General features: G+C 63.3%; 11 protein-coding genes. 2 read left to right on the top strand and 9 right to left on the bottom strand.

The window, feature by feature from the left end:
- Window positions 1–121 precede the first annotated feature (121 nt).
- From AC5WJ1_RS07455 to AC5WJ1_RS07440, 4 genes are all read right to left on the bottom strand, one after another.
- Window positions 122–913, bottom strand: a complete 792-nt coding sequence (locus AC5WJ1_RS07455; RefSeq protein ID WP_494476476.1) for a transcriptional regulator — start codon at window positions 911–913, stop codon at window positions 122–124.
- 781 nt (window positions 914–1694) lie between these two features.
- The gene (locus AC5WJ1_RS07450; protein ID WP_434032854.1) at window positions 1695–2816 is read right to left on the bottom strand and encodes a hypothetical protein; all 1122 of its coding nucleotides are present in this window, start codon (window positions 2814–2816) and stop codon (window positions 1695–1697) included.
- 170 nt (window positions 2817–2986) lie between these two features.
- Entirely contained in the window at window positions 2987–4645 is a 1659-nt protein-coding gene (locus AC5WJ1_RS07445; protein WP_218959781.1) for a hypothetical protein, read from the bottom strand.
- Between the two features lie 320 nt (window positions 4646–4965).
- Window positions 4966–5568 carry a transcriptional regulator gene (locus AC5WJ1_RS07440; RefSeq protein ID WP_255519982.1) on the bottom strand — a complete coding sequence of 201 codons (603 nt, stop codon included), beginning with the start codon at window positions 5566–5568 and terminating at the stop codon, window positions 4966–4968.
- Between the two features lie 859 nt (window positions 5569–6427).
- On the opposite strand from AC5WJ1_RS07440, the gene AC5WJ1_RS07435 reads away from it, so the two are divergent.
- Together AC5WJ1_RS07435 and AC5WJ1_RS07430 are read left to right on the top strand one after the other, a co-directional pair.
- The gene (locus AC5WJ1_RS07435) at window positions 6428–7807 is read left to right on the top strand and encodes an undecaprenyl-phosphate glucose phosphotransferase (protein ID WP_195432161.1); all 1380 of its coding nucleotides are present in this window, start codon (window positions 6428–6430) and stop codon (window positions 7805–7807) included.
- Window positions 7808–7881: 74 nt separating this feature from the next.
- A complete protein-coding gene (locus tag AC5WJ1_RS07430) occupies window positions 7882–8994 on the top strand; it encodes a glycosyltransferase (protein WP_494476475.1) in 1113 nt (370 codons plus the stop codon).
- A gap of 21 nt (window positions 8995–9015) precedes the next feature.
- Here the strand turns inward: AC5WJ1_RS07430 and AC5WJ1_RS07425 are convergent, their stop codons facing one another.
- From AC5WJ1_RS07425 to AC5WJ1_RS07405, 5 genes are all read right to left on the bottom strand, one after another.
- Entirely contained in the window at window positions 9016–10182 is a 1167-nt protein-coding gene (locus tag AC5WJ1_RS07425) for a hypothetical protein (RefSeq protein ID WP_494476474.1), read from the bottom strand.
- A gap of 130 nt (window positions 10183–10312) precedes the next feature.
- The gene (locus AC5WJ1_RS07420; protein ID WP_135705155.1) at window positions 10313–11521 is read right to left on the bottom strand and encodes a lipopolysaccharide biosynthesis protein; all 1209 of its coding nucleotides are present in this window, start codon (window positions 11519–11521) and stop codon (window positions 10313–10315) included.
- Complete coding sequence (locus tag AC5WJ1_RS07415) at window positions 11521–12753, bottom strand: polysaccharide pyruvyl transferase family protein (RefSeq protein ID WP_195432152.1); 1233 nt, start codon at window positions 12751–12753, stop codon at window positions 11521–11523. The genes AC5WJ1_RS07420 and AC5WJ1_RS07415 overlap by 1 nt, the downstream gene beginning before the upstream one ends.
- Window positions 12716–13795 carry a hypothetical protein gene (locus AC5WJ1_RS07410; RefSeq protein WP_195432150.1) on the bottom strand — a complete coding sequence of 360 codons (1080 nt, stop codon included), beginning with the start codon at window positions 13793–13795 and terminating at the stop codon, window positions 12716–12718. The genes AC5WJ1_RS07415 and AC5WJ1_RS07410 overlap by 38 nt, the downstream gene beginning before the upstream one ends.
- 48 nt (window positions 13796–13843) lie before the next feature.
- Window positions 13844–16078 carry a polysaccharide biosynthesis tyrosine autokinase gene (locus tag AC5WJ1_RS07405; protein ID WP_494476473.1) on the bottom strand — a complete coding sequence of 745 codons (2235 nt, stop codon included), beginning with the start codon at window positions 16076–16078 and terminating at the stop codon, window positions 13844–13846.
- Window positions 16079–16090: the final 12 nt, after the last annotated feature.

Here is a 16090-nt window from a genome sequence, read left to right as displayed (position 1 = left end):
AAAAAGACACCGCGCTAACGGTGCCTTCAATGGGAAATTCAATGAATGAAGATTGCGAATTGTCTCAAGTATTTTGACTCGGGAAAATTGAAAGTTTTTTACATCAGTTTTTCGGGTGGCACTAGACGAGGGATTCGCAATTTCCCGCTCGCGCGGGTTCATTAGCCGGAAACATTGGCCGGACACGTTCCACCGGACGACTACCACCCGCTTCGGCAGGCAGCCTCCTCGTCTCACAGCGCTCCGGCAGGCGCTCCGCCCTGGCCGGCGCTCCATCGTCGACGGCATCGAGCTCGGCACAGTGCCTGAAGTCGCTCTCCGCCAGCCGCATGCCCAGAAACTTTCCGAACGCATCGAGTTGAACCTGCGACGTCATCCCGGCGCTACCGCCGATTGCCGGGCAGATGATCCACGTCGTCCCGTCCTTGGTGAAGAGGCGCAGGCGCCTGACCTGGTCTGCCGGCTGGAGTGCATGCTCCTCGCTGGCGAGCCCGCCTAGCGAGAAGGCTTCGATGTATTCGTCGGCATGGCGATGGCTCAGGCAAATGACGACCTTCGGGCGCCAGCGGGCGCGTGTCTTTGCGAGAAACCGGAAACGTTCGCCATGCCGGCACAGATCCAGGTAGCGCGACTGCGGGATCAGTTCAGGCTGGCCCCGGAACGCCTTGGACCACGTCGTTCGTCCGTCGACATGGGCAGGCAGCGGAAACAGGCTGAGCCGGAACTCTGCGCCCCTCGGCGAGTAGAGATGGCGCCGGTAGTATTGCTCCCAGTCGTTGTCCCCGAGCCGGACGCGCAGCGCCTCGGCCCGCGCGGCCGCCATGATGCGCGCCATGCACTGATGGCCGAACCACTTGCCCATGTCTTCCCGGTGCTGGTGGCGGAACACGGCGTCCCAGGCCGGCGGTGCCATACGCGGCTGTAGCGGTGCGACGAGTGGCTCGGAGCAGGCTGGGCTTCTGTCGCATATCCAGACCGGAGCCTTCGGATTTCCGCCTTCCATCCCAACGTAGGAGGCAAAATAACGATCCAGGTCCGGACGCGCGAACACCTTTGAATGCTGCATACTATCCCTTGCTGCTTGGTGGGACCCCCGACAGACAATGCCGCGGCATGCCGCGGCCTCTGTGGCGCGCGTGCTGCCGTGGTCTTTCGCAAATCGTTATTGGCAGGTACGGTGCGAGGAATTCAGTGTGCCGCCGCATGCGACATCCTCGCGCCGACCGGGTCTTTTCAAATGCCCGGATCTGCTTGTTTTAATGATGGTTCGGGCTGGAACCCGCCTCCGATGCCCACCTGACACAAAATCCGGTCAGGCGGGGCGCCGAACGCAGTCGCGGGTTCGAGGAAATACGGTGAGCCCACGTCATCCTGTAACACAGGATTATTCCCATCCTTGTTTGAACTTCTGCCATGGAGGAAAAACGCCTTCCCTGGCATCGCACGCTTGGCGATGATTTACGCCGAAGATAAAAATGATATTTATCTGAACGCGCGCCCGGCGACTTTAGCAAAACTGAATAGAGCTATATAGATTTTTTCGATTGAATTAATTCTAACCCAGCCTCACCCATTTAGGAATTTCAATCTTCTAAGGTCTGACATAAGTGATTTGCTGCGATGCAATATCCCTGGGATTGCGTTTTCTATCCCCTCACCCGAGGGGATAGAAAACCGCGACCTGCTTCACAAACTCAGAACCCGGAGAAACGAATGCCGATCGAGCCGTAGCCGTAGTAGCGATCCAGCTTGCCCGCGGTCGTCGCGTTATAGAGGAACGGGATGGTGCCGACGAAGTTGTACAGCGACGCCTGGCCGCGCAGGAACACTTCCACGTTCTTCACCACCGCATACGAGACCTCCAGGCCCAGCGTGTGGTTGGAGCGGATTGGCGAATTACCGTAGCTTTGCGTGCGGCTGTCGACATTGCTGCGCAGCAGGTATTGGAACTGGTATCCGAGCCGCGCCGCGAAGCGCTCGTATTTCCAGCGCCATGACCCGCCCAGGTTCAGATAGCCGGCTGTGTAGTTGAAATCATCGTTGAAGTTCAGCCCGAACTGGCTGGCGTCGACCGAGAACGACGCCGACTGCAGGGTAACGTTGCCCACGTTGCATGGCGCGGCCAGTTGGCCATTGGCGAGATTGTCGGAGCCGATAGCGACATTGAAGTTGCAGTTGCCTCGCTGCAGGCGGGTATTGATGCTGCCGATCGACACGCGGCTGATGCCGAGGCCGATGAAGCCGGTGAGCTGGTTGCGCTCGGTCAGCTCGCCGGAGAAGATGACGTCGGCCTGCGCCTGGACGTCATTGGCGTTATTCACGGTGAGGCTGTTGAACGTCGTATTGCGGACCATCACCGGCGACGAGCGGTTCAGGCTGCCGGAGTGGTCTCCCCATAGCGAGAAACGCAGCATGATGCGATCGCGAGCACCGGCCTCGGCGAGCGGGTCGTAGTGCATCGCCAGCATCCAGGTATCGATCTGGTTGTGGTCTTGCCCATAATCGATGCCACGGCGCCAGTAGGTGGCCGACCCCGACCAGTGCGGCGAGAACTTGTAGCCCAGCATCAGCTTGCCGCCGCGATAATCGCCGGCGTTGTCCGACACCGGTCCCTGCCGCCCGCGCAGGTTGAAGACATCGACAGTGCGATCGACCATGTCGTAGCTGGCCTCCACCCGCACCGAGGTGAACTCCCCGGTGGCGGGCTCGGCCTGCATGAACACATCGTCGGGCGCGGCACTGGCCGTGCCCACGCACGACAGGCCCAGCATCAGGGCGCAGGCGTGGTCCAGCCGGCGCTTGCGAATCAGCTGCATAGAAGACTCCGAGGCCACTGGGCGAGCCTCATGCGTCGCGCGCTCCTGCGAGATGCCCGACACAGACACAAAAAAGCCCGGTCACCCGCGGCGCGGCCTTGAGACACGCGTTCGGATGACCGGGCGGCCTGGCCTTCCCCATCCGGGCGGAAGGCACCGCTACGCGCCGGTCACGGGTTCAGCGTCACCGTGGTCTTGAGGCCGTCACCGACCACCATCTCGGCGTCGGTCTTCACCAATGCCGTCTTGGCGAATTCCACGTCGCCGTTGACCAGCATGCCCACCTTCACATCCCTGCCCTGGGCACCGGTGGTTGTGGCAAACGTCACGGGGAACGTGCTGGTGGCAGTTGGCGTGAGAGCGTCAACCTGCGCCTGGCTCAGCGCGCCGGCAGACCTGAGCTTGCCGAGGAACACCGTGAACGGCAGGTTCAGCGAGCCGCCGTTTGCGGTGGAGAACAGGCTGTCGGCGGCGCTGTTGGTCAGGCTTGCCGCGGCAGACACGTTGCCACTGATCCGGAACGAATAAGCAGTATTGGCAGGCACCACCGCATCCACCAGTTGCGACCCGTTGAACGTCAGCGTCACGTTCTCGATGATGACATCGACCTGGTTGCCGCCGTAGGTATAGCTCAGGCCAGCGCGCAGTTGCGACGGGCCGCCGTTGAAGGCGTTGCCATTCTGCGTCACCGCAACCTGGATCGCGCCCAGCGTGCCGCCCGTGGCCGAGATCGTGTCGGTGATCGGGTAATTGACGCCGTTGATCGTCAGGTTTGACAGCAGCAGGTAGTTCTTCAGCCCGACCGCGTTTGCCACGTTGTTGATCGCGCCGGCATCCACCGTGCTGCCGAGTTCAGCAGTGACCTGCTGGATCTCGGCGGTGTTGCCGGTCGACACCGCTTCGCCGAGTTCAGCCAGCCTGGTCGTGATCGATGCATCGCTCAGCCCGTCGGTCGTCACCGCCTGGACCAGCGCCGTGGTCGTCGTCGACTGCGCGCTTTCGGTCACGATGTTGAGCGATCCGCTTTCCGTCAGCGCCGACAACGTCGCGGTCGGGCTGCTACCCAGATCGACGGCCTCCAGCGCCGTGCTCACGCTTGCCACCTGGGTTGTGATTACCGGCGCGGCCAGTGCGGCCACATTGGCGGCCACGACACCGATGTCCGAGCGCAGTTCGGCAGGCAGGCCGGCCTGGGCGTTCTGTACAGCGCTGGACACCACATTCGTGACCAGCGCAACGCTGGTCAGGTCTGCCGTGCCCGGAGTGCTCGCCACGGCGTTGGCGACTGCCTTGGAGGCGGCCGCGGCCGTATCCGCGGAAGTCAGCGTGCCACCCGTGCCCAGGCCGGTCAGCGTCTTGGCGACATGGTCGACAAGTTGCTGCACAACGACCGCCGCCCGCAGCGCCGCCGCGTCCTGCATCGGGTCGAGCGTGTTCAGATCCTTGCCTGCCAGGCCTAGGCCGGCCGCCAGGGGGGCCGCCTGACCCGAGCCGACCTGGACCGCCAACGTGGTCAGCGGCGAGACCACCTGGATTACGCCCTCCTTGCTATCCAGCGCCGGTGCCTGCAGTACACCGGCGAACGGCTGGTTGGTACCGATATCGGTGCCGCCGGTCACTCTCAGCGCACTCTTCGCGCAACCCGCCGGGAAGGTAAAGTCCCCGCTTCCATTCGTGACCGCGGTCTTGTTGTCGCAGTCAAGGAAGGTGACAGTCGAGCCGGACAGGTAGAAGTCCACCGCCTTGCCGCTCACGGTGGCGGGCTGCGAAGGCGGCGGCGAATCGTCGCCGCCGCCGCAAGCCACGAGCGTTGCCGCGGCGCTGGCCATGATGCCAAGGATGAAGATGTTCCGGGTTTTGGTTTGCACGCTGCTCTCCTGAGATCGATACTTCGCTACAACGAAACATGGTGGGGACTACTGCGACGGAGTACTGCCGCGCACGGTCTCCGGCGCCCTACGCTGCCGCTGATGCCACGCACGAGACTGGCGAGCGGGTGCAGTGGCAGCGATCTTGCAGATCGCGGCAGCCCGCAGATAAACGCATCCACCAATCCGTGTCACCCCTACATGGCGGGGGAAAGCCAATCATTTGCTGCACAGACCGCGCCACCAGGCGAACGGTATCGGCGACCCGCGCGCGCCATGACTCATGACGCCCTCGCGATCGGCTTCTCTGTACCGGTCGAGAACCCGAGGAAATCGTCCGGCCGCAGCCAGCGCGTGATGTACTGCCCCATCGCGTCGAGCAGGACATCGGACATCATTCCCGCTGCGCCAGCCAGTGGCGGACAGATGATCCATGTGGTGCCGTCGCGCTCGAGCACACGCAAGGTCTTGGGCTGGTCGGCAGGCTGCAGGACGTGGTCGGTGGCGCGCGCCTGCGCGAGCACGAACGCCTGCACGAAGTCGTCGGCGTGCCGTTCGCCCAGGCATATCACCACCTTCGGCTTCCAGCGCCGGCGGATCCCGTCGATGAAGGCAAAGCGCCGGCCTTCGCGGCACAGGTCGAGGTAACGCTGCCTCGGCAAAAGCTCCGGCTGGCCGCGAAACGCCTTCGACCACGGGGTCTGATTGATCAAGCGCGCCGGCAGCGGGAACAGGCTGAGCTTGAACTCGGCGCCGTGCGGCGCGTACAGATGATGATCGAAGTAGTGCTTCCAGTCCTGCTCGCCCATGGCCGTGTTGAAGACCTGTGCTCGCGCCGCCGACATGATGCGGGCAATCCTCTGGTGCGACTGCCAGCGCTCCATGTGATGACGATACTTGCAACGGTAGGCGGCATCCCATGCGCCGGGTTGGCGGCGAGGAACCAACGGGGCCAACAGCGACGCCCCGCTCGGATGCGGAGAGCTATCGCAGAACCATACCGCAGCGCCTGGGTTTCCACCTTCCATCCCTACGTACGAAGCGAAATACGCATCCAGCTGTTCCCGCGTGAATACCGTATGTGGCTCTGTTTTCTTTCTCATTTCCTTGCCGCGGTTGAGTGAAGGATGCCCGGCTGCCGAGCCGCATCGGCCTTTCACGGGCATCACACAAACTCGGCGGTCCCGAACCTGCTCGCCAATGCTTTTTATTCTCACCCCCGGTGCGGGGGGTGTGCTGGCCTCTCGCTTCCCTCCTTGAGCGGGGTAACGCTGGAGTCAGCGTCACGGCATTTTCGCGCGCGGAAAATCGACGAAGCCCATCGCGAATAGCGGCCGAACGCTTCATCGGCCAAGGCCAGGCTTTCCCTTCTGATGAAGGGTACCGAGGCATTTCGCTGCATCGCACTATTCGCACCTGAAAACACGAAGCACGCCGGTGCCATCAGCGCGCCGGCAGCAAAAAGAGCGTTGCGGTTCCGTGGACGGCCCTCAAGGATGCGGCCGTGGCCGGTCGTCAGCTGACCGCCGCCACACCATGGAACCGGCTGCCGCAATGCAGCCCCGCACGACTCTGCTTTGTCCACACCTTGAGCATGCACAGCAACGATGCATGCCATGCAACGAGCCTGGACGCCACTGCGCGCGGACCGGAGGTTCGGAGGAGACAACAACGGCATGGGCACTCGATTGAACGCCCATTACTCAACGCTTCTGGGGGAAGCAATTGGGTATCTATCGCGATATGTTTGCCAGGCACCATGATCAGCTCGCGCTGATGGCCCGCCTGCTCGACGCCGGGGCCATCTGGCTTGCGGCAATCCTGGCCAGTGAAGTGCGGTTCTCGACCGCGCACGCGCCAATCCACCAGTTCATCCAGTACTTTGGTTGTGCGATCGCCTTTATCGTGCTGCCCGGGTTCGACGTCTACACATCCTGGCGCGGCCGCAGCCTGATCTCGCTCGCCGCGCGGCTGCTGTCTGCGTGGAGCCTGGTCTGGCTGGTCAGCTTGCTGCTGACCTACCTGCTCCATCAGGCCGACTCCCTGTCCCGCCTGTGGATGGTGTACTGGTACGCCTTCTCGCTGGGCGCCCTGGTGGGCCTGCGCGTAGTCACCCGCGCCGTGCTAAACCTGCTGCGCGTTGCCGGAGCCAACAACAAGCGCGTAATCATCGTCGGCTTCGGCCGGACCGGCCAGGAGATGTACCGCCGCGCGACCGCCCACCACACCACCGGATTCAAGGTCAGCGGCATTTATGCCGCAGAAGGCGAATCCACGCCGGAGGGACGCCGGCGCATCGCCGACAGCGCTCACATCGCCGATTTCGCCCGCGAGCACGGGATCCATGAGATCTGGATCACCCTGCCGATGAGCGAGCACCGCCTGATGCAGGAGATCGCCTTTTCGCTGCGCAACGACTTCATCGACATCAAGTGGATGCCGAGCGTGCTCGACTTCGACCTGCTCAACCACAACGTCGGCAACTTCCTGGGCATGCCCGCGGTGGAGATGAACAAACCGCCCTCGCTCGGCGTGCGCGGCACCATCAAGGCCGTCTTCGATCGCACCTTTTCCGCGCTCGTGCTGGTCGCCCTGTCGCCGCTGTTCCTGCTGATCGCCATCCTGATCAAGCGCGATTCGCCGGGGCCGGTCTTCTTCAAGCAGGAACGCCTCGGCATGGATGGGCGCGTCATCCACGTCTACAAGTTCCGCAGCATGAAGGTGCATAGCGAGCATGGCGTCGTCACACAGGCCACCCGGGGCGACAGCCGCGTGACGCCGATCGGCGCCTTCCTGCGCCGTACCAGCCTGGACGAACTGCCGCAGTTCATCAATGTGCTGAAGGGCGAAATGAGCGTGGTCGGCCCGCGGCCGCACGCCATGGCACACAACAACATGTACAAGGAGCAGCTGGACTTTTACATGCTGCGCCACCGCGTCAAGCCCGGCATCACGGGCTGGGCGCAGATCAATGGCCATCGCGGCGAGACCGACACGCTTGACAAGATGGCCAAGCGGGTGGAGCACGACATCTTCTATATCCGGAACTGGTCGTTCTGGCTCGACCTGCGCATCATCTTCTGGACCGCGTTCCGGGGGTGGGTGGGAAGCAATGCTTACTGAGGCCGCCCCCTTCCATTACGCAGCAACACGCATCCCAAATACGCATCCCAATACGCACCAATTTGCGCAACCCAATGATTAAAGTCCTGCATGTGACCGAGTGCCTGGGCGGTGTCGAGACTTACCTCCACCTGCTGGCATCCCATATCAACGACGAGAACATCAGCTTCCACTTTGCGCTGCCGAAGCAATGCTCGATCTCGGCCGTTGCGGATGCGCGAAACTTTGGCGTCAGCTACCTGCCGATTCCCCGCAAGCTCGACCCGGTGAACGACCTGAAGGCTGCGCTCAGGTTGCGGGCGCTGGTAAAGAGCGTCGCGCCGCAGATCGTGCACCTGCACAGTTCGAAGGCGGGACTGGTGGGCCGGCTGGCATGCATCGGACTGGACGTGCGCGTTGTCTATACTCCGCATGCCTATTACTACCTCGGCCTCAGCGGGATAAAGCGCCGCGTGTTCCTGATGGCGGAGCGGTTTCTGCATCGCCTTACGGACGCGGTGCTGGCCACCTCGCCGTCCGAGCGGCATCGTGCCATCCACGAAGTCGGGCTGCCGCAGGACCGCGCGCACGCGATACTGAACGCCGTGGAACCCCGCTTTCCGCCGGCGGAAAGGCGGCTTGGCGACGGCGTCAAGCGCGTGATCATGGTGGCGCGGATCAGCCGGCAGAAGAATATCCCCATGTTCCTGGACGTGGCCAGGCTGTTCCAGGGCCGCCGGGACATCGAGTTCATGCTGGTTGGCTACGGCCACTACGAGGATGACCGGGCAACGCTCGACACGCTGCTGCGGGAGCGCGGCCTGGTCGAGGGCAAGGATGTGACGGCAATCCCGTGGATGAGCCGGTCCGAACTGCTGGAGTTGCTGGGTTCGGCCGCGGTCGTGGTGCTGACCTCGCACTACGAGAGCTTCGGCTATGTGCTGGCGGAGGCCAACGCCCTGGCGATTCCGGTGGTTGGCACCGACGTCGACGGTATCAAGGACATCATCGTCGATGGCAGCAACGGGTTCATCGTGCCGGTCGATGACGCCCCTTCCATGGCGAACTGCATTGAGGCGATCGTCGGCGACGCCGCGCTCTGGCAGGCCATGTCGGAGCACGCGGTGACACGCGCAAAGTCGGAGTTCAATATCGTGACCCAGGCCAGGAAGTTCGAGTCCTTCTATTCAAGCGAAGTGCTTGCCTAGCACAGGCACCGTGCGTGCTGGTCAGGGCTGCGCAGTGCCTGCTGCCAGGCTAACCAGCACAATGTCCCCGTTGGAATATTCCGTGTCGGCCTGCAGCATCGCCGCGCAAGGCCGCGCCCCGGCGGAAGTGCCCAGGGCCCTGACCTTGCAGCCGTCCGCCCTTTCCTTGCCCAGCTCCTCGCGCATCATCGCCCTGCTCTGCGGTCCCCAATAGATGCGATGGACAGCGCCATCCTTGCGCAGCGACAGCACAAAGCTGCCGTGATGCTCGCGCCAGGACGCATCGGTCGCACCGGCAAGGACGCCCAGCAGATCGCGCAGCATGGCGACGACCGGCTTTTCCGACCCATCAACCCTTAGCAGGCCGAAATTCGCCTCCCGGTCCCAGCGCGCCTCGCCCCGGTCGCGCCAGGAATAGATGCCCAGCATGGGCACCTGGGAGATGACACCGGACAGCACCTGCCTGGCGATCAACGCGGCCTGCGTCGCTTCGCTGCGAACCGGAAGATAGGAGGCATAGCCCCATTCGCTGACAATCAGCTCGGCGGACGGACGTGCTGAATTGCGGATCCGGCCGCTCAGTTGCCGGTAGTCCTGCAGCAGCGTCTCCGGCGTTGGCCGGTACGGATGAATGCTCAATCCCCGGAAGCAGCCCAGCCGCGGATCCGCCAGCAGCCGGGTCAGCGACAGCTCCGCGGCCGGGTTCCCCGGCTTCGGCAGCCGCGCAAGGCCGAACAGGTACAGGGGCGGCGGCGGCGCGACGCCCTGCTGCGCCAGTTTGTCGCAAAGCCTGCCGGCGGTCGAGATCAGTCGCGAGATCGGTACCGAGGGATGCAGGAAGGTTTGGTTGTCCGGCTCGTTCCAGATCTCATACGACAGGTCCGGCCCCTTGTTGCGCAGCATGAAGCGGGCAGCGAACCCGGCGAACTTCGCCTCGTTCGCATCGCTCGAACCGTCCTGGCCGGTATCGCCCCAGATATACCGTCCGCCGTAAAGCGTGATTAGCATGTGCAGGCCAGCCTGGCGCGCCATGCTGATGACCTGCAGGTAGCGTTCCGCCGGCAGATGCCCCCGCACCACGTCGGGCCGCACGCCGAACCGCACCAGCGAGAATCCCAGGCCCTTGATCGTGGCCAGGTCGTGATAGGACACCGTGGCGGGATCGATCTGCACGGCAAAGGCAGGCATCGATGCGATCCGGCCCGGAGCCGGGCGCGGTTCGGCGTGCGCGTGCTGGCAGGGCAAGAACCCAGACAGGGCCATGTGCGCCGCCGTGGCGAGCGCGCCCGCCAGCGCCCGGCCGTGCCCGGAGGCAGCCCTATGCCGTCCCATGCCTGCGAAGGACGCCCATTGCGAGCGCACCAGTCTGAATCAGCGCGATGACGAGGAACGACAACAGCATGACCTGCGCTGCCACGAGGTAGTCGAGCCGGGGATAGCGCCATGCCCCAAGCCCGATCCCGGCCACCAGGCCGATGCCCGCGGCGAGGAAGATGGCACGGGCCATGCCGAATGATTTCAGCAAGGTCCTCAGGCACATCACGACTGCGAACACGACAGGGAACAGGGCAAAGAAGCGCACATCGAGGTCGCCGTACGCCGCGCCGAACAGTATGACGACGATCCGGTCGCCAACCAGCAGCAGCAGCACGCTCAGCGCGCCGGCCAGCGCGACGCCGCCCAGCACGAACAGTAGGGACGTCCTGGCCAGCGTCAGCGTGTCATCCTGCCGGAACGAGGTCGCGAACCTTGGCATCAGGTGATAGCCGAGCGCCATCAGGATGTATTGGGCCGGCAGCAGCACCGTCAGCAGGATCCGGAATTTCGCCGAGTCGGCAAAGTGTCCCAGCGATCCCAGCAGCACGACCAGCCCCGGCCCGACCAGCCAGCTCATCAGCTGCGCGCTGGCCGAGCTTGCACCGAATCCCAGCCATTGCCGCGGGGACGCCGGCCTTCCCGGGATGATTTCAATACGGCCATTGCGCATATCGCGCCGGATGGCACCGGCCCCCAGCAGCGTCGGGAGCAGGATCGCGGCGGCGAGCATCAGCATTACCGCGGACTCTTTCTGTGTGCCGGAAGCCAGGCCGATCACGGCAACGCCGCCACCGATCAGCGTGTGGCAGGCGAGCAGCCCGGTATAGCCCCTCGCCTTCGCGCCTACGGTCCTGAGCACCCAGTATGCGGTGTAGCTGGCGAACAGCACGGCGGCCGCGGCACATGCCGACGTGCTCAGGCCATGCCCGTACAGGTAGAGGATCGACCCCGCGGCAACCGGCAGCACGGTCAGCAATGCAACTTCTATCGAAAAGCCCACGCGCAGCTTCAGCCCCTCGATCAGCGCCGGCTCATGCAGGAAGGAGACATAGAAGATATTGATGAACACCACCAGCGACAGCACCACCGCAACCACGCCATAGCCGGCCACATCCATTGACCGGGCCAGGGCCACGTTGATGCCGAACTGCACTGCCGTATAGGCGGCCTGCTCGAACACCGCGCCAAGCGCCGACAGCATGCGGCGCATTACTGCATCCCCCCGAGCGAAGGCGCGGCCTTGATCTCTGTCCGGCATGCCGGGGATGGGCCCGGCATCGCCGGGCTCCGGGCAAAAAGCATGGACAGGCCCTGCCTGATTTCCTGACCGAGCCGCGCCGAACGCTTGAACTGCGCGGCCCCCAGGGACCGGGCGTATGCCAGCCGTTCGATCAGGTCGTCAGCGCTGGCCGTCTGCCGCATCGCGAAATCCCCGCGCCCGCTCAGCTTGAAGAACGAGGCGACCTTGGTGTCCCAGACAATGCCGACGGAAGGCACGCCGAAGCTGAAGGCGATGATATTCGCGTGCATCCGGTGGCCCACCATGCTCCGGCATCCCGCGATGACCGAGACCAGTTCCGCCGGGGACCTTGGCAAAATGAAGTCCACATCATCAACGCCGAGCCGGCTCCTGACCGCAGCCGCCGCGATATTGTCTTCCGCCGCGCCGTTAGTGAACAGAACGACGCGTTGCCCGCTCTGCCGCAGCTTGGTCACCAGCTCTGCGAACATGCCAATGCCCCGGCCCTGCTCCGATACGCTGACAAGGTCCGCGTTGTAGTGCAGCGCTTCGACGTCCGACACGCAGATGCCCACATCCCAGCGTTTTTCCAGTCCCTTGTCGGCATAGAGCGCCGAACTCAGGATGGCCGGGTCCGGAATGATGGTCACGTCGGAACAAGTGTCCCCGGCGACGCGGACGATATTGCGGCGGGAATTTTCATCACGAACGGAAATGAACCGTGGCGCCGCCTGCTTGAAGAATCTGGACAGCAGATACTTCCCCGCGCCGGACCAGTTGCCCGCCACGCCTACCGATACCAGCGCGACCTCGGCCTTCTTGCCAAGGCACTGGGCCAGCAGGTAGAGCTTCAGGGGGAAATTGAGGTCCACATCGCACAGCAGCTGGCCGCCGCCGATCACCACCACATCGGCATCGGCGAGCTGCTGCTTCCACCTGGCGCGCCATTGCCGGCGGTATTTCATCCCGATGGCAAGGGTCAGCGCGGGCACCCGTGCCCAGCCAGGCAGGCTGGAGAAGATCCGCATCAGCCGCCCCTTCTTCAGCGAGCTTTCGCCGAGCTGGGTGCGCCCCGCGATATCGAGGTAGCTGATCCGGCAGTCCGGCAAGGCCTGGCGGATCAGGAAGCCCAGTGTTTCGGCTATCACGGCATCGCCGAGGTTGTCACTGTACGGCACCGCGCATATGACGACGTGCTTCATCTTGATTGGCCGAGGGCAAAGTTAGCAAGGGAATGAGAAACAAGCTGACCGAGGTGAGATGGCGGACATAGCTGCCCAGGTCTGGCTCGAATATGAACTGCACCAGGATATGCGCGACAATCAGCGTGGCAAACCAGCGGCGCTTGCGGTAGTCGTCACCAGCCGGCAACGTCCCGGACAAGCCGCGCAGCGCAACCCGGATGATCGCGAAGTGCATCAGCATCATGGCAAGATCGACCGGCGCGCGGAAGCTGATCACCGGCAACACGAAGATGGCGGATGCATACAGGTAGTTGACGATGAAATTGATACCCGAGGTGGGCGGGTACAGGTTCCAGATCATCGTCCGGTTTTCGCTGCCGATGCTCAGCGCGTAATTGTTTGAGATATCCCTGGGCGACTGAAGGATGTACAGGATCTCCGAGGGCGCCACCAGGATCGCGCCCAGCACGCAGGCCAGCACCGCGGCTTTCCATCCCGGCTTGAGCCCTGCCGACGCGCGGATGCCAAGCGCAAGCACCAGGATCATCGCATAGTAGTTCCGGATGAAGAAGGCGTAGCACCCGTAGATCACGATGACAATGACGACAAGTCCACGGGATGACACGGCCCTGGACATGCCGCATGCGACCAGGATGATCGACATGGCGATCACGACGGTCTCCTTGCCGGGTGCGAGCAGGTTCAGCAGCATGCACGGGAGCACGAACAGCCAGCGCACGGCCAGCTCGCGCAGGCTCGCGATGCGGCTCGACGCCACCACAAGGTAGGCAACGCCGACGCTGGCGGTGACGACGTTCACATACTCGGGGCCGAAGAAGGAGAACACGCGTGCTGTAGCGGCGAACGAATCGTCGAAGTTGGACGAGCCGGTCACCAGGAATTCCAGCATCTTGTTCGAATCGGTCACCCACTTCTCGGGAAGCGATTCGCGGCCGAAGAAATAGATCGCCAGATAGAGGATGCTCAGCAGCATGCTGGCGACTGCGGCCAGCCCACGCTCGGCAAGCACCCAGTCCGGATTCAGTCTCGTGGCATGCATTTCGATCCCCCGCTAGCGGCGTTCCACGATGGCCAACGCGCTTCGACGTTACGATTTCTCGCCATTGCCGTAGCCGTAGTAGGCATAGCGATAGCGCCCGTATTTGGAACCGTAGCCATAGCGGAAGGCATTGGGATCCAGTCCGTTGAAGATCACCCCCTTGACACTCACGTTTACCTGTCCAAGCTGCTTGGCGCACTCCGAGATCTCGCCGATCGAGCTCTTGCCGAAGCGCGTGACCAGGAAGACCGTGGCGCAACGTTCGGCCAGGATCGCAGCGTCGGCGACCGCCAGCACGGGGGGCGTGTCGATCATGAGCATGTCATAGCGATCGCTGAGGCCTTCGAGCAGCCTGACCATGCGCTCGCTGAGCATGAGCTCGGCAGGATTGGGCGGTATGGTCCCCGTGCCGATGAAATCCAGCCCCGGGACGACGTCGCGGTGAACGACCTCTTCCAGCGCAAGCTTCCCGGCGAGCACGTCCGACAATCCTGGATCCCGGTCCTTGCCGAAGTACTGGTTCAGGTAGCCCTTGCGCATGTCGGCATCCACCAGCAGCACACGCTTGCCGCCCGACGCCATCAACGCCGCCAGGTTGACCGAGACGAAGGACTTGCCCACGCCGGCCGTCGCGCCGGTCAGCAGCACGCGGTTGTTGTTCGCATCCAGCATGGCAAACTGCAGTGATGTCCGCAGGCTGCGCAGGCTTTCCACCGATGGCTCGTTCGGGTAGCGGTCCGCCAGCAGATACTGGCCCCGCTTGCGCGAATGGATTTCCTTGCTGAGGCTGATCTGGTGCTCGGATTGCGGAACGGTGGCATACACGTTGAGGCCGGTATGTTCCTCGATGTCCTTGGGATCCGTGATCCCGCCGAACAAGGCATTGCGGACAAAGGCCACGACCGCGCCCGCCAGCAGGCCCAGCACCGCGGCCAGGACGATCACCAGGGCCTTCTTTGGCTTGACCGGCTCCTCGGGGACCGGCGAGCTATCCACGAGGCGCACGCTGCCGACCTTGCCGGCCTTCACCAGCTTGAGCTGCTGCATATTGTTCAGCATGCCGACGTAGAGGTCGTTGTTGACCTGGACGTCGCGCATCAGGCGCAAGGTGTCCTGCTCCAGGTTGGGCAAGGCCTTGACACGGCTGGCGATCGATCCGACCTTGGTACCGAGCGTGGCGATCTGCTGGTCCAGGGCCTGCATGGAAGGATGGCCCGGCGCGAAGCGCGTCAGCAACTCGGCACGCTTCTGCTTGAGTTCGAGCAGCGAGGTCTCGGCCGTCACACTCTCCTGCAGGAATGCCTTGCCCTCTTCGCTGAGGTTGAAGGTGCCACGCTCATTGCGCATGGCGTTGTACTTGACCTCGGCGCGTTCGAGCTCGCCCTTCAGCTGCGGCAGCAGGTTATTCAGGAACAGCAGGGACTTTTCTGCTTCCGCGGCCTTGCGATTGATGTTCTGCGCCACGTACTCGTCACCGATCTCGTTCAGGATCGCCGCGGTCAGCCTGGCATCGTTGCCTTCGAGCGAGGCCCCGATCATGCCGCTCTGCTTGCCCTTCTCCGCGATATTCAACTGGAGCTGCAACTGCTCCACTGTCTTCAAACGAGAGTTCCGCACAAGGTTGAAGACAATGCCGGGCTTCGCCTTCAGTGCGCTCACCAGCAGCCGGATCTTCCCGACGGCATGGTCCGCTTCTACGGTTTCCCCGACACGGCCGTCGATGGGCTTGTCGAGACTGCTCTGCTCGAGCCGGTAGCGGCCATCACCCAGGCTGGTCAGTACGAAGCTCTCGCCTTGCAGTTCCTCGGGTACGTCGAACGTGGAAACCGCGACGGATTCCGAACCCCAGGCATATCCTCCCGTGCCAAACAGGCCCGGCTCGGAAAGCCCTTTTGGCTGGCTCGCGATCCATGGCCCGATCAACGGGAAATACTTTGGCTTGGCATCGATATAGAGCCGCAGATTGTCCACCGCCTTGCCGACGATCATTCGCGAGCGCAGGATCTCGATTTCCGCGGTCGCCTGCGTCTTGACGTCGAACAGCGAGGAGACGTCGCCCAGCAGGCCGTTGGGACTGTTCTGGCTGTCTTCGACCTGCACGAGGATATTCGCCTCGTAAACCGGCCGCGCCAGGAACGCATAGCTCACCCCAAGCGCAAGGATGGCAATGGCAATCGCCGCGATGAGCCAGCGGCTTGCCACCAGCACGTCCAGATAGCGAACGAGGGCGATCTCTTCTGACTGACTGGGCGCCGCGACAGGAACGTAAGTGGAATTGTTCATTGGAGGCAGGAC

This window comes from Cupriavidus sp. MEYA8 (genome assembly GCF_059278825.1).
The sequence above is the reverse complement of the archived record's forward strand: the minus strand, read 5'-3'. Positions and strand labels throughout refer to the sequence as shown.

Excerpts from the sequence above, each read along its gene's own strand:
- AC5WJ1_RS07420 (WP_135705155.1), bottom strand. The coding sequence starts at position 11,521 with ATGCGCCGCATGCTGTCGGCGCTTGGCGCGGTGTTCGAGCAGGCCGCC.
- AC5WJ1_RS07425 (WP_494476474.1), bottom strand. The coding sequence starts at position 10,182 with ATGCCTGCCTTTGCCGTGCAGATCGATCCCGCCACGGTGTCCTATCAC.
- AC5WJ1_RS07410 (WP_195432150.1), bottom strand. The coding sequence starts at position 13,795 with ATGCATGCCACGAGACTGAATCCGGACTGGGTGCTTGCCGAGCGTGGG.
- AC5WJ1_RS07430 (WP_494476475.1), top strand. The coding sequence starts at position 7,882 with ATGATTAAAGTCCTGCATGTGACCGAGTGCCTGGGCGGTGTCGAGACT.
- AC5WJ1_RS07445 (WP_218959781.1), bottom strand. The coding sequence starts at position 4,645 with ATGGCCAGCGCCGCGGCAACGCTCGTGGCTTGCGGCGGCGGCGACGAT.
- AC5WJ1_RS07455 (WP_494476476.1), bottom strand. The coding sequence starts at position 913 with ATGGCACCGCCGGCCTGGGACGCCGTGTTCCGCCACCAGCACCGGGAA.
- AC5WJ1_RS07415 (WP_195432152.1), bottom strand. The coding sequence starts at position 12,753 with ATGAAGCACGTCGTCATATGCGCGGTGCCGTACAGTGACAACCTCGGC.
- AC5WJ1_RS07440 (WP_255519982.1), bottom strand. The coding sequence starts at position 5,568 with ATGGAGCGCTGGCAGTCGCACCAGAGGATTGCCCGCATCATGTCGGCG.
- AC5WJ1_RS07435 (WP_195432161.1), top strand. The coding sequence starts at position 6,428 with ATGTTTGCCAGGCACCATGATCAGCTCGCGCTGATGGCCCGCCTGCTC.
- AC5WJ1_RS07450 (WP_434032854.1), bottom strand. The coding sequence starts at position 2,816 with ATGCAGCTGATTCGCAAGCGCCGGCTGGACCACGCCTGCGCCCTGATG.
- AC5WJ1_RS07405 (WP_494476473.1), bottom strand. The coding sequence starts at position 16,078 with ATGAACAATTCCACTTACGTTCCTGTCGCGGCGCCCAGTCAGTCAGAA.